The organism is Vescimonas fastidiosa, from assembly GCF_018326305.1.
In the GTDB taxonomy this organism is placed as follows: Bacteria; Bacillota; Clostridia; order Oscillospirales; family Oscillospiraceae; genus Vescimonas; species Vescimonas fastidiosa.
The window spans coordinates 642431-654970 of record NZ_AP023415.1 but is presented as its reverse complement, the minus strand read 5'-3'; the positions used below and the strand labels follow the sequence as shown (position 1 = coordinate 654970).

The window sequence follows — 12540 nt, the reverse complement described above, 5'->3', positions numbered from 1 at the left end:
ATGTCAGGACATTCCAAGTGGCACAATATTCAAAAAACCAAGGGCGCGGCTGACGCCAAGCGCAGCGCTGCCTTTACTAAGATCGCCAAGGAGATCATTGTGGCGGTGAAGCAGGGGGGCAGCGGCGATCCTGCCAATAACTCCCGCCTGGCCACCGTTATTGCCAAGGCCAAGGCTGCCAATATGCCCAACGATAACATCAAGCGCACCATCGATAAGGCCCTGGGCGCAGGCAACACCGATAACTACGAGTCCGTTACTTACGAGGGCTATGGTCCCTGCGGCGTGGCCGTCATTGTGGAGGCCCTTACCGACAACCGTCAGCGCACCGCCCCGGAAATTCGCCACTATTTTGATAAGTTCGGCAAGGGTATGGGCGCTCAGGGCTGCGTTAGCTGGAGCTTTGATCGCAAGGGCGTCATCGTCATCAGCAACGAGGATGAGGAGCTGGACGAGGATACCGTGATGATGGACGCTTTGGACTCCGGCGCAGAGGATTTCTCCGCCGATGGCCCTGTCTTTGAAATTACCACGGACCCCGACGCCTTCAACGATGTGGTAGCGGCGCTGGAGAAGAAGGGCTATACTTTCGAGAGCGCCGAGCTTGAGATGGTCCCCCAGAACTATGTCACCATGACCGGTGAGGACGATGTAAAGAACATGGAAAAGCTGCTGGATATGCTGGATGACAACGAGGATGTCCAGAATGTGTGGCACAACTGGCAGCAGGACTGATTTTTAGCTGATCTTGCGCCCCATCCGGGTTGCTTCAGTGTGTCAAAAAAGCCTCGCAGAGTTTGCCGCCCGCAGGCGGCAAAGAAATGAAATCATTTTCTCTCGCGACATGTGCGTGAGAGAAAATACCTCTCAGGCTGCCAGTGTGGAATTTGTCCGTTACAAACGGACAAATTATGCGCGCAGCAGACCGCAAACCTTTTGTCGGAAAAACCCAGAGGGTTTTTCGACAGTCTCAACGCACCCCATTCGGGGTGCTTTTTTTTCGTCTAAACCGGCCTGCCTTTTCATACAGTAGAGCAAACGACAGTGACGGCCTTGCCGTTTGCAGGAGAAAGGAATGGTTGGAAATGACGAATCAGGTCACAGATATTTATGAGAGCATGGCCCAGCGAACGGACGGCAATATTTATATCGGCGTGGTGGGGCCTGTGCGCACGGGAAAATCCACATTTATCAAGCGCTTTATGCAGACCCAGGTGCTGCCCCGGATGAACGATGACTTCAGCCGGGACCGGGCCATTGACGAGCTGCCTCAGAGCGGCTCCGGGCGCACCATTATGACCGCAGAGCCCAAATTTATCCCGGAGAAAGCGGTGCAGCTACGCCTGCCTAATGGTGCAGAATTTGGCGTAAGATTGGTGGACTGCGTGGGATACCTGGTGCCGGGCGCTATGGGACAGTTTGAGGACCTGGCCCCTCGTATGGTGATGACTCCGTGGCTGGATCATGAGATACCTTTGGCAGAGGCGGCGGAAATCGGTACCCGCAAGGTCATATCCGAGCATGCAACCGTAGGCATCGTCATTACCACCGACGGTACGGTGACGGAAATTCCCCGGGAGGATTATCTGGAGGCGGAGGAGCGGGCTATCCGGGAGCTGCAGGCCATCGGAAAGCCCTTTGTGGTTCTGGTAAACAGCGCCCAGCCCGATAGCGCCGAGGCGACCGAGATCGCCGAAAGCCTGAGCAGAAAGTATGATGCTAAATGCCTGCCGGTGAACTGCCTGCGTCTGAGCGAGGGGGAGATACAGGAGATCATCCAAAGCTTATTGTACGAGTTTCCCTTGCAGGAGCTGGATGTGTTTTTCCCGTCTTGGGTGGAGGTCTTGCCGGAGGAGCATCCCATCAAAAAAACCATGGTGGAGCTGGTTGCCCGGGAGGGAGGGCGCCTGACCCATATGCGGCAGATGGATGCCGTGGCCCGGGAGCTGGAGCAGAGCGACATGATCGAGTGCGTTAAGCTGCGGCAAATGGACCTGGGCTTGGGCTGCGCTGCGCTGCAAATGGATCCGCCCAGGGCGCTGTTTTACGAAACCGTTGGCAAGGAAACGGGCTTTACAGTGCAGGATGACGGCGACCTGATGGATCTACTCACGGATCTTTCTAAGGTGCGTCGGGAATATGATAAGGTGGCCCCGGCCCTCCGGGCGGCCTACAGCACCGGCTATGGAATCGTGACGCCGGAGCTGGGAGAGCTGAAGCTGGAGGATCCGGAGATCGTGCGGCAGGGGGGACGGTACAGTCTGAAAATGAAGGCCAGTGCGCCATCCATTCATATGATCCGGGCAGACATTGCGACCACCGTTTCCCCCATAGTCGGCGACGAAAAGCAGTCGGAGGACATGGTAAATTACCTTCTCCAGCAGTACCAGGGCGACAAGCAAAAACTGTGGCAGTCCAATATTTTTGGCCGCAGCTTCAATGAGATCGTAGGCGATGACCTGCAGGCCAAGCTCAAACGGATGCCGGAGCCTTCTCAGAAAAAAATGCGTGAGGCTCTGGAGCGCATCATCAATGAAGGCAGCGGAGGCCTTATCTGCATAATTCTGTAAAGGGGAATGCCATTACAAAGAATAAGACGGTTGCGCAGAGCATCCGTCTTGTTTTTTGAAAAAAAGCGTGTTATGATAAAGAAAAAGCGGAAGGGAGAGCCGGTATGCTGCTTGCTATTGACATTGGGAACTCCAACATCAGTGTTGGCCTCTTTGGAGAGGGCCGGGATCTCAAATTCTTGGCCTCCATCGACACAGACAGTCGTAAGACCGCGGACCAGATCAGCATTGACCTGATGAATCTGTTTGCTCTCTATGGCTACGATATCCGCCAGGTCACCGGGGCTATTTTCTCCAGCGTGGTGCCGGGCATCAACTTTATGATGCACAAGGCACTGACCCGTCTGCTGGGCAAAGAGCCCATGGTAGTGGGACCGGGCATCAAGACAGGACTGAATATTCGTATGGAGGTACACAATCAACTGGGCACCGATCTGGTGGCCAATGCCGTGGCGGCATTGGAAAAATATCCCGCTCCCATTATTATGATTGAAATGGGTACGGCTACCACCATCTCCTACATTTCCCGCCAGCGCACCTATGAGGGCGGCATGATGTTCCCGGGGGTACGGCTGTCGTTGGATGCGCTGTCCGAGCACTCGGCCCTGCTGCAAAATGTGGCCCTGCAGCATCCCACTAAGAACCTCATAGGGAAAAACACCGAGGACTGCATGCGCAACGGTATCGTTTACGGCTCGGCGGGAATGCTGGACGGTATCATCGACCGTATCAGAGAGACCATCCCCGGTGAAAAACCTACCATCGTGGCCACCGGCGGCAACGCGCCTGTCATCGTGCGTTACTGCCGCAATCAGATCATTTACGATAAGTACCTGCTCATGGAGGGCTTACAGCTGATTTATCTGAAGAATAAAGAGAAATAATCTGAAAGGATCAGAGGCCCATGGGCCTCTGATCCTTTCAGGTTAAAAGATCAAAGCGATTCTTGTTTTAAATTCTGAGTCAAAATAAGTTTCAATTCATCTCTGCTACTTTCTGATAAGCTGTTTTGGTCAACAAGAATAAATTCATCCCTCAGCATTCGGATATATATGTAATTCTGAAAGATTCCCCAGCATGTAAAGGCGTTCCAAAGATGTGTACCACTGCCGAAATCGGAGCTGATTTGAATTCCGTCTACGTCAAAACAGTACTCCCGTTTTCCGGAGGTCAGTTTATCATCCAGCTTAGACAGTGCTATGTCCAGCACCTTTTTTTGAATGACAGCCACCCCTTTTATAGCAAGCCACAGAAAGAAAGCAAACAGCAGCACACCGAACACGACTTGTCCAATATGGCCATATGGGAAAATCAGAATGATATACGCCAGCATGATAAAGGATGTAACTGCCGAAATGCCTGCGGCCAATTTTCGTTTTTTTACATTTTTGCTCCCGGCCAAGACAATTTGCTTCAGAATTTCCTGTTCTTTTTTTCCAACCTCAATGCTGCACCTGACCATAACGAAAACCTCCTTTACTTCGACAGCACTTTCTTCAGCTTGGCAAAGCGGGGGAGGGAGTCCTGCTTGGGCAGGTCCGGCTCACCTTGGATCAGGGGCAGAGCATACTCAATAAACTGATGATTTACGCCGGTGCCATCCTCGTTGATCCAGGAGCGGGGAATCTTTTTTTCCACATTGGCTACTTCCATCAGGGGTACCAGCTTGGTCTTACAGGCATAGCGTCCGTTCTGGATGCCCCGCTCAAAGGCGATCATGCGTCCGTTGATACCGGCAATGGCGTTTTCCACCGCGGCCTTACCGGCCATGAAGGACTCCTCAATGTCCGTTTCGGAGGCCAGATGCGCACCGCAGCGCTGCAGAAGATTCAGCTCGATGCCACGGACCTTTACATCCATCTCCTCCTTGATGACCTCTGCCAGGATAGAGGCCAGGCCGCCCATCTGAGCGTGGCCGAAGCCATCGGTCTTTTCCACCTTGGCCTCGGAGACAAAGCCGCCGTCGGCGTAGTGTATGCCCTCGGATACTGCCACCAGGCAGTTGCCTTTTTTGGCGTAGACACCCTTGACATCGTTAATAAACTTCGGCATATCAAAGTCCGTCTCCGGCAAATAGATGAGGTCCGGGCCGGCGCCGTATTCACTGGCCAAAGCGGAGGCGGCGGCCAGCCAGCCAGCATGGCGGCCCATGATCTCCATAATCACCACCATACCGGTGTCATACACATGGGAGTCCAGATACACCTCCATAAAGGAGGTGGCAATGTACTTGGCGGCAGAGGCGTAGCCGGGGCAGTGGTCCGTGCCGTAAAGGTCGTTGTCGATGGTCTTGGGCACGCCCATGACCCGGCACTCATAGCCCACAGACTGCATGTACTGGTTGATTTTGTTGCAGGTGTCCATGGAGTCGTTGCCGCCGTTATAGAAGAAGTAGCGGACATCGTATTTCTTGAAAATCTCCAGGATGCGCTTGAAATCCGTGTCGTCCACGGCGGGGTCGGCCAGCTTATAGCGGCAGGAGCCCAGGGCGGAGGAGGGGGTGTATTTCAGCAGACGCAGCTCCTCGGGGTCCTCCTGGCCCATGTCGAACAGCCTGTCATTCAGCACACCCTTGATGCCGTGCTCCGCGCCCAGCACCCGGGTGATAACGCCGCTTTTCAGCGCTGTGTCGATAACGCCGTAGGCGCTGGCGTTGATAACGGATGTAGGCCCGCCGGACTGGCCGATGATACAGGCGCCTTTCAGTACATTCATGGAATCAATACCTCCTGCGATGATGTATGTGGAATATTTTTTCGGAATCAGCTACCCTATTCTACCATGAGATTTGCATAAAGTAAACGGCCAACCCTTGCAAATTCCGATTTATGTGGTAAAATCTATGGCAAGAGTGCCATTCGATATAGAGTTTGAATTTATAATGTAAAGGAGATCATAACTATGCCTCTGGTAACATCGAAGGAAATGTTTGAAAAGGCCTATAAGGGCGGCTATGCCATCGGCGCATTCAATGTGAACAACATGGAGATCATTCAGGGCATCACCGGCGCCGCCGCCGACCTGAAGGCCCCGGTTATTTTGCAGGTGTCCAAGGGCGCCCGGGCCTATGCCAACCGCACCTATCTGATGAAGCTGGTAGAGGCCGCCGTCATCGACACGGGCCTGCCCATCTGTCTGCATCTGGACCACGGCGACACTTTTGAGCTGTGCAAGAGCTGCATTGACGATGGCTTCACCTCCGTGATGATCGACGCCTCCTCCAAGCCCTTTGCCGAGAACATCGCCCTGACCCGTCAGGTGGTGGAGTATGCCCACGACCACGGCGTGGTGGTAGAGGCGGAGCTGGGCACCTTGGCCGGCATTGAGGACGAGGTGAATGTTTCCGCCGAGGACTCCTCCTACACCCGCCCCGAGGAGGTACAGGAGTTTGTGGAAAAGACAGGCTGCGATTCCCTGGCTATCGCCATCGGCACCAGCCACGGCGCTTATAAGTTCAAGCCCGGTACCAAGCCCCAGCTGCGCTTTGATGTGCTGGAGGAGGTGGAGAAGAAGCTGCCGGGCTTTCCCATCGTGCTGCACGGCTCCTCCTCCGTGCCCCAGGAATTCGTGGAGAAAATCAATAAGTTCGGCGGCAATATGCCCGGTGCCATCGGCGTACCCGAGAATCAGCTCCGGAAGGCTGCCTCCATGGCCGTCTGCAAGATCAACATCGACTCCGACCTGCGTCTGGCTATGACTGCCTCTATCCGCGAGTATCTGGCTGAGCATCCGGATCACTTCGATCCCCGTCAGTATCTGAAGCCTGCCCGTCAGGCCATCCATGACATGGTGGCCCATAAGATCGTGGATGTGCTGGGCTGCGACGGCAAGGCGTTCTAAGCTTTCAGCACAAATAAGTATCGAAAAATGTACCCCATCTTTTTGGCGGGGTACATTTTTTTGCGCCCGGATATGACGGGATTCTCATCTCCGTGGGGATATAATCATAGCGGAGAGGGGGGAGGCTGTTGCGTATTTATATCGACCGTGTGTTTTTGCTGAACCTGGCAGTGGACTATCTGCTCCTGCTGGCAGCGGCGCGGCTGGCGGGTATTCCGCTGCGGCGGTTGCGGCTGCTGTTGTGTGCCGCCGGAGGCGGTCTGTACGCGGCGGTTGTGTTTTTGCCGGGACTTGGCTGGCTGGCACATCCTGTAGGCAAGGTGGTCTCCGGTGCAGCCATGGCACTGGCGGCGTTTGCGCCGGAGCGCAGCCGCTGGAGGCTGATAGGCCTGTTTTTCCTTCTCTCCGGGGCACTGGCTGGTATAATCCTGGCTGCGGGATTTTGTGTAGGTGCGCCGGGTCTGCTGCTGGGGCGGATCTATCGGGCTGAGATCGACTGGAGGCTGTTGTTGGGCGGCACGGTGGCGCTGAGTGCGGCGCTGCACCTGCTGTTTCGGCAGGGAGCAAGACATGGAGGAGGGGAATTGATGACAGTTCAGGTAGCCATAGGCGGCCATGTGCGCAAACTCACCGCCCTGCACGATACGGGCAACACCCTGCGCGACCCGGTAAATGGGCGGCCGGTGTTGGTGGCGGAACAGGCGGCGGTGCTGGAGCTGCTGCCGGAGCGGGATGCCGCTATTTTGCGGGAGAATTCTGCTCCAGAGGCGGCCATGGCGAGACTTTATGACGGAGGGAGCCGGCTCCATTTTACCCTGCTGCCCTTTCGCAGCGTGGGAACGGAGTCGGGGCTGCTTTTGGCTGTGCGCAGTGACTATATAGCCCTGCACCGCAGGCGGATGCCCCGAACACTCATAGCCCTTTCGCCGGGGCCGGTAAGCGACGGCGGAGGATATTGTGCCCTGTGGGGCGGCGCCATGGAAAGGGGGGAGAACGCTGAAGAAGCTGATACTGCGGATCTGGCGCAGTCTTCTGCGTCTGGCCAGGCCGGATAAGGTCATGTACATAGGCGGCAGCGATACGCTGCCGCAGCCTTTGAGCCGGGAAAGGGAGGCGGAGCTTATCGCCCGGATGGGTCGAGGAGACTTCGCCGTGCGCCAGACTCTTATTGAGCACAATCTTCGATTGGTTGTATATTTGGCTCGACGCTTTGAAAATACAGGGATCAACATGGAGGACCTCATCTCCATCGGAACCATCGGTCTTATTAAGGCTATCAATACCTTCCGAGCGGATAAAAATATCAAGCTGGCCACCTACGCCTCCCGGTGCATCGAAAATGAAATTCTCATGTATCTGCGTAAAAACGCCGCCCAGCGGACAGAGGTGAGCTTCGATGAGCCATTGAGCACAGACTGGGACGGCAAGGAGCTGCTTCTCAGCGATGTCCTGGGCACGGATGGTGACACGGTGATGCGACCCATTGAGGCGGATGTGGACCGTAAGCTGCTCCGGGATGCGGTGGGTAAGCTCTCCTCCCGGGAGCAGGATATCATAACCCTGCGCTTCGGCCTGGGAGGGAAAAAGGAAATGACCCAAAAGGAGGTGGCTGACCGAATGGGCATCTCCCAGTCCTACATTTCCCGCCTTGAAAAGCGGATTATCCTGCGTCTGAAGCGTGAAATACTTAAAATGAGCTAAAAAATGCCGGATCGTGTGATCCGGCATTTTTATACGATATATGTACCCTGCCCTCACTCCAAAAACAGGGCTGCGGGACGGTTGACTACCATCATATTATAGTATTTCAGCAGATGGTAGTCGTCCTTATCCAGTTTAATGGTATTGAGCAGGCGGTCGCTTTCCTCCAGAGGCTCCTTGGAGATCAGGGTTTTCACGGCAATGGGCGCGAAGAAGGGGCTGCTGCCGATGCCGGAGAGAAGTCCGATGGCGGGCGTCCGAGTCTGCATGGGGTTGAGCATACAGATGTACATTTTTTCCGCCTCGTTGATCTGGTTGTTGAGCACCATGTGGGTAATGGTGTCGTAAGCCTTCATTTCACCGGTAAACAGGTGCTGGCAGCGGTCAGGATTCGAGAAATCCTCTACGCCCACATAGAGCATCACATCCACCGACTCCCCTGCCGTAGAAGGGGAGAAGCACAGCAGAGAGCGGACGATCTGCCGCACGCGTCCATCGTAGTAATACATATAGGCCCTGGGCTGATTGAAGTAATAATTCTTCGGCAGAACCGGCTCCGAGTGCATCACCGGGGGATGATAGTCAATGAAGCACTTGAGATCAATATCCAGCTTCTGTGCAATATCGTACAGGGTCTCAATATCAATGGTAATGGTCCCGTTTTCGTATTTTGACACGGTGGCCTTGCTCTTGCCGATCATGGCGGAGAACTTCTCAATGGTGTATCCGCGGCTTTTTCTGTATTTTTTTATGCGCTGGCCCACATGGTAACCAAATGAACTCATTCGACACACCTCCTATGCCGCTTCATTATACCAATTATTTCCCGTAAAGTCAACAATTTGTTTCACAAAATGAAACCGTTTCTTTCTATACTTTCAGCAAAATAAACGCAAAAAAAATATGCACAAAATTACTCTGCATTTTTAATGAAATGGATGAAATCTAGAATTTAACAATGGTAAACGGGCATAATCCGTTGACTATTGCAACATTTTTCGTTATAATACATTTATCGGGTGGAAGTGGGTTTTCCACCGGAAAACAGAAAAGGAAGTGAGTCAAGTGGCAAAAAAAGGAAAATTGGTTTTCAGAACAGACCGCTGTAAGGGCTGCGAGCTGTGTGTGAACGCTTGTCCTATGAAGATCCTGAAGCTTGATGATGAGGCCGTGAATAGAAAGGGCTATCATCCCATCAGCATAACGGATCCTGACAAGTGTATTGCTTGTGCCAGCTGCGCATTGATGTGTCCGGACGGCATCATCAATGTCTATGTTGAGGAATAAGTAGGAGGGTAACAAAGAAATGGCAGAAAAGAAATTAATGAAGGGTAACGAAGCCTTCGCTGCCGCCGCTATCAACGCCGGCTGCAGATACTATTTCGGTTACCCCATCACCCCGCAGAGCGAGGTTCCCGAGTATATGTCCAGAGAGCTGAAGAAGAACGGCGGCGCCTTCATCCAGGCTGAGTCTGAGCTGGGCGCCATCAACATGGCCTACGGCGCATCCGCTGCCGGCGGTCGTGTGCTGATCACCTCCTCTTCTCCCGGTATCGCGCTGATGCAGGAGTCCATCGGTCTGCTCTGCTCCGTAGAGCTGCCTGTGGTCATCATCAATGTTATGCGCGGCGGCCCCGGCATCGGTTCCATCCAGCCCGGTCAGGCCGACTATAACCAGGTCACCCGCGGCGGCTCCAACGGCGACTATCACACCATCGTTCTGGCTCCTAACTCCATCCAGGAAGCCATCGATATGATCGGCAAGGCCTTTGACCTGGCTGATGAATACAGAAACCCCGTCATCATCGCCGCCGACGGTATGTTGGGCCAGATGATGGAGCCTGTTGTGATGCCCGAGCCCAAGGCTGCTCTCACGGAGGACGAGATCCCCGTGGCTAAGCCCTATGCGCTGACCGGCCATAAGAATAAGAGAGACCGTCACGCCATCAACTCCGTGTGGCTCAAGCAGGAGCTGCTGGAGAACTACATCAATGAATATTGGCCCAAGTACGAAAAGGCCGAGCGCGAGCTGCAGGATTGGGAGTCCCGTAATCTTGCCGGCGCCGAGGTCGTGTTTGTGGCCTATGGTTCCACCTCTCGTATCGCTATGGAGGCTATGGAGATGCTGGCAAACGAGGGCATCAAGGTCGGCCTGATCCGTCCCAAGTCCCTCTGGCCCTTCCCCGTGAATGCCTTTAAGGAGATCGACTTCAACACCACCAAGCACATCATCTCTGTGGAGCTGTCCCAGGGTCAGATGATCTACGATGTGAAGCTGGCCGTGGAGTGCAAGCTGCCCGTCAGCCTCATCAACCGCGTCGGTGGTATGCTGCTGGATCCCCAGGAGATCGTTGACCGGACCAAGAAGATTATGGAGGTGAAGTAAGTTGAAGCCCGTATTTGAATATACAAAAGGTATGCGTGAGACCGAGCTGCACTACTGCCCCGGCTGCACGCACGGTATTGCTCATCGCTTGATTATGGAAGTGCTGGAGGAGCGCGGTGACCTGGGTAACTGCATCGCCGTTTCCCCCGTGGGCTGCTCCATTGTGGCTCACCAGTACATGAATGTTGATATGATGGAGTCTCCGCACGGTCGTGCCCCCGCTGTTGCCTCCGGCATCAAGCGCGTGCATCCCAACTCCCCTGTGTTTACCTACCAGGGCGATGGTGACCTGGCCTCCATCGGCACCAACGAGATCATTCACGCTGCTGAGCGCGGCGAGAAGTTCTGCACCTTCTTCATCAACAATGCCATCTATGGTATGACCGGCGGCCAGATGGCCCCCACCACTCTGATCGGCCAAAAGACCACCACCTGCGTGGACGGCCGTACCGTGGAGCAGGCCGGTATGCCCATGCGTATGTGCGAGCTGATTTCCTGCCAGGATCGCGCCGTGTATGTGGAGCGCGTTTCTCTGGATTCCCCCGCCAATGTGCGCAAGGCTAAGTCCGCTATCCGCCGTGCCTTTAAGGTGCAGGATTTGAAGCTGGGCTTCGCATTTGTTGAGTTCCTGTCCATCTGCCCCACCAACTGGGGCCTGACCGCTCCTAAAGCTATGGAGTGGCTGCGGGAGAACATGATGCCTTACTATCCTGTGAAGCAGTTCAAGTGCCCCGAGGAAGTCAAGGAGGTAAAGTAAATGGCTACTAAAAAAGTTTTTGTGGCCGGCTTCGGCGGCCAGGGTGTGCTTTTGATCGGCCAGATGCTGGCCTACGCTGCAATGTACGAGGGCAAAGAGGCCACTTGGATGCCCTCCTACGGCCCCGAGATGCGCGGCGGTACGGCTAACTGCACCGTCTGCATTTCCGATAAGCCCATTGCCTCTCCCTTGGTCACTACCTGTGATGTTCTGGTGGCTATGAATGGTCCTTCTCTGGATAAATTCGAGGATATGCTGGTTCCCGGCGGCCACCTGTTTGTGAACGCTTCTGTTATCAATTATAAGGCTCGCCGCACCGATGTAAATGTTCACTATGTGGACTGCACTCATATTGCCGAGCACGAAGTGGGCAATGGCAAGACCGCCAATATGGTCATGCTGGGCGCCATCATCCGCGCTTCCGGCGTGGTGAGCCTGGACATCATGGACAAGGTCCTGGCCAAGACCATGACCGGCAAGAAGGCCGCCCTCATCCCCGCCAACAAGACAGCTCTGTCTGCTTGGAAAGAGTAAGAAAGAAGAATTGCCTTGAAACGAATTACGCTTATAGTAGGCCATTATGGCAGCGGCAAAACAGAGTTTTCCGTGAACCATGTCATCAACCTGAAGAAGCAGTACGATAAAGTAGCCATCCTGGATATGGACATTGCCAACCCCTACTTCCGCAGCAGAGAGCGGCAGGAGTTTTTGGAGGATATGGGCATCGCCATTCACTTCAATTCCTTTGGCTACGACATCACCGAGGATCTACCGGCCATTTCCGCCTGCATGAAAGCTCCGCTGGAAAACAAAGACTATATGGTGGTGGCCGATGTGGGCGGCGATAACGCCGGCGCACGGGTGCTGAACCAGTTCAAGAAGTACTTTGTGGATGAGTCGGACTGCGAAATGCTTATCGTGGTGAATGCCAACCGACCGGAAACGGACACCCTGGAGGGCGCACTGTATCACATTCAGACCATCCAGGCCGAGACCGGACTGAAGGTGAAGGGCCTTATCAGCAACACACATCTGCTTCGTGAGACTAAGGTGGAGGATATTCTGAAGGGTTATCAGCTCTGCCGGGACATCTCCCGGGAGACAGGTATTCCCATCACCTATACCACCTGCGTTGAGAAGCTGGTGCCGGAGTTGGAAAAGGCCAAGGCCGAGCAGGGCCTGGACGATATGGTCATTTATCCCATCAAGCTCTATATGCGGCCCACATGGCTGGATAGAAAGTAAACGAATTCGTGGGAGCCTCTGCCTGCAAGGGCAGGGGCTCC

The 12540-nt window shown here is 54.5% G+C and carries 14 protein-coding genes; 11 read left to right on the top strand and 3 right to left on the bottom strand.

What is annotated here, in order from left to right; all coding sequences use genetic code 11:
* The 3 genes from KI236_RS03195 (at window position 1) to KI236_RS03185 (ending at window position 3454) form a co-directional block, all read left to right on the top strand.
* Complete coding sequence (locus KI236_RS03195) at window positions 1-735, top strand: YebC/PmpR family DNA-binding transcriptional regulator (RefSeq protein ID WP_212819258.1); 735 nt, start codon at window positions 1-3, stop codon at window positions 733-735.
* 350 nt (window positions 736-1085) lie between these two features.
* Window positions 1086-2570 (top strand): stage IV sporulation protein A, encoded by a 1485-nt coding sequence (spoIVA, locus tag KI236_RS03190; protein ID WP_212820627.1) that lies wholly within the window; start codon window positions 1086-1088, stop codon window positions 2568-2570.
* A gap of 104 nt (window positions 2571-2674) precedes the next feature.
* A complete protein-coding gene (locus tag KI236_RS03185; protein WP_212819256.1) occupies window positions 2675-3454 on the top strand; it encodes a type III pantothenate kinase in 780 nt (259 codons plus the stop codon).
* A gap of 50 nt (window positions 3455-3504) precedes the next feature.
* Here the strand turns inward: KI236_RS03185 and KI236_RS03180 are convergent, their stop codons facing one another.
* Both KI236_RS03180 and KI236_RS03175 read right to left on the bottom strand, forming a co-directional pair.
* Window positions 3505-4032, bottom strand: a complete 528-nt coding sequence (locus KI236_RS03180; RefSeq protein ID WP_212819254.1) for a YcxB family protein — start codon at window positions 4030-4032, stop codon at window positions 3505-3507.
* Between the two features lie 14 nt (window positions 4033-4046).
* Window positions 4047-5285: a 6-phosphofructokinase gene (locus KI236_RS03175; protein ID WP_212819252.1), complete on the bottom strand. Its 1239-nt coding sequence runs from the start codon at window positions 5283-5285 to the stop codon at window positions 4047-4049.
* Between the two features lie 186 nt (window positions 5286-5471).
* Here KI236_RS03175 and fba point away from each other — a divergent pair, with 186 nt between their 5' ends.
* The 3 genes from fba to sigE all read left to right on the top strand — a co-directional run bounded on the left by fba (window position 5472) and on the right by sigE (window position 8111).
* Complete coding sequence (gene fba / locus KI236_RS03170; RefSeq protein ID WP_212819250.1) at window positions 5472-6410, top strand: class II fructose-1,6-bisphosphate aldolase; 939 nt, start codon at window positions 5472-5474, stop codon at window positions 6408-6410.
* A gap of 128 nt (window positions 6411-6538) precedes the next feature.
* On the top strand, window positions 6539-7465 hold the full coding sequence (locus tag KI236_RS03165; RefSeq protein WP_212819248.1) for a sigma-E processing peptidase SpoIIGA: 927 nt from the start codon (window positions 6539-6541) through the stop codon (window positions 7463-7465).
* Window positions 7407-8111 (top strand): RNA polymerase sporulation sigma factor SigE, encoded by a 705-nt coding sequence (sigE, locus tag KI236_RS03160; protein WP_212820625.1) that lies wholly within the window; start codon window positions 7407-7409, stop codon window positions 8109-8111. The genes KI236_RS03165 and sigE overlap by 59 nt, the downstream gene beginning before the upstream one ends.
* A 53-nt stretch (window positions 8112-8164) precedes the next feature.
* Here sigE and KI236_RS03155 read toward each other — a convergent pair whose 3' ends face one another.
* Window positions 8165-8896, bottom strand: coding sequence for a helix-turn-helix domain-containing protein (locus KI236_RS03155; RefSeq protein WP_212819246.1), 732 nt, complete (start codon window positions 8894-8896; stop codon window positions 8165-8167).
* A 280-nt stretch (window positions 8897-9176) separates the two neighbouring features.
* On the opposite strand from KI236_RS03155, the gene KI236_RS03150 reads away from it, so the two are divergent.
* From KI236_RS03150 to KI236_RS03130, 5 genes are read left to right on the top strand one after another with little or no spacing between them, the layout of a single operon-like run.
* The gene (locus KI236_RS03150; RefSeq protein WP_212819243.1) at window positions 9177-9398 is read left to right on the top strand and encodes a 4Fe-4S dicluster domain-containing protein; all 222 of its coding nucleotides are present in this window, start codon (window positions 9177-9179) and stop codon (window positions 9396-9398) included.
* 19 nt (window positions 9399-9417) lie between these two features.
* A complete protein-coding gene (gene vorB / locus KI236_RS03145; RefSeq protein WP_212819241.1) occupies window positions 9418-10497 on the top strand; it encodes a 3-methyl-2-oxobutanoate dehydrogenase subunit VorB in 1080 nt (359 codons plus the stop codon).
* Between the two features lies 1 nt (window position 10498).
* Window positions 10499-11254, top strand: coding sequence for a thiamine pyrophosphate-dependent enzyme (locus KI236_RS03140; protein WP_212819238.1), 756 nt, complete (start codon window positions 10499-10501; stop codon window positions 11252-11254).
* The gene (locus KI236_RS03135; protein WP_212819236.1) at window positions 11255-11788 is read left to right on the top strand and encodes a 2-oxoacid:acceptor oxidoreductase family protein; all 534 of its coding nucleotides are present in this window, start codon (window positions 11255-11257) and stop codon (window positions 11786-11788) included.
* A gap of 15 nt (window positions 11789-11803) precedes the next feature.
* Complete coding sequence (locus KI236_RS03130) at window positions 11804-12499, top strand: ATP-binding protein (RefSeq protein WP_212819234.1); 696 nt, start codon at window positions 11804-11806, stop codon at window positions 12497-12499.
* Window positions 12500-12540: the final 41 nt, after the last annotated feature.

What these genes read in the sequence shown, in the direction of transcription:
- KI236_RS03195 (WP_212819258.1), top strand. Translation starts at nt 1, where the DNA reads ATGTCAGGACATTCCAAGTGGCACAATATTCAAAAAACCAAGGGCGCG.
- spoIVA (WP_212820627.1), top strand. Translation starts at nt 1,086, where the DNA reads ATGACGAATCAGGTCACAGATATTTATGAGAGCATGGCCCAGCGAACG.
- KI236_RS03185 (WP_212819256.1), top strand. Translation starts at nt 2,675, where the DNA reads ATGCTGCTTGCTATTGACATTGGGAACTCCAACATCAGTGTTGGCCTC.
- KI236_RS03180 (WP_212819254.1), bottom strand. Translation starts at nt 4,032, where the DNA reads ATGGTCAGGTGCAGCATTGAGGTTGGAAAAAAAGAACAGGAAATTCTG.
- KI236_RS03175 (WP_212819252.1), bottom strand. Translation starts at nt 5,285, where the DNA reads ATGAATGTACTGAAAGGCGCCTGTATCATCGGCCAGTCCGGCGGGCCT.
- fba (WP_212819250.1), top strand. Translation starts at nt 5,472, where the DNA reads ATGCCTCTGGTAACATCGAAGGAAATGTTTGAAAAGGCCTATAAGGGC.
- KI236_RS03155 (WP_212819246.1), bottom strand. Translation starts at nt 8,896, where the DNA reads ATGAGTTCATTTGGTTACCATGTGGGCCAGCGCATAAAAAAATACAGA.
- vorB (WP_212819241.1), top strand. Translation starts at nt 9,418, where the DNA reads ATGGCAGAAAAGAAATTAATGAAGGGTAACGAAGCCTTCGCTGCCGCC.
- KI236_RS03135 (WP_212819236.1), top strand. Translation starts at nt 11,255, where the DNA reads ATGGCTACTAAAAAAGTTTTTGTGGCCGGCTTCGGCGGCCAGGGTGTG.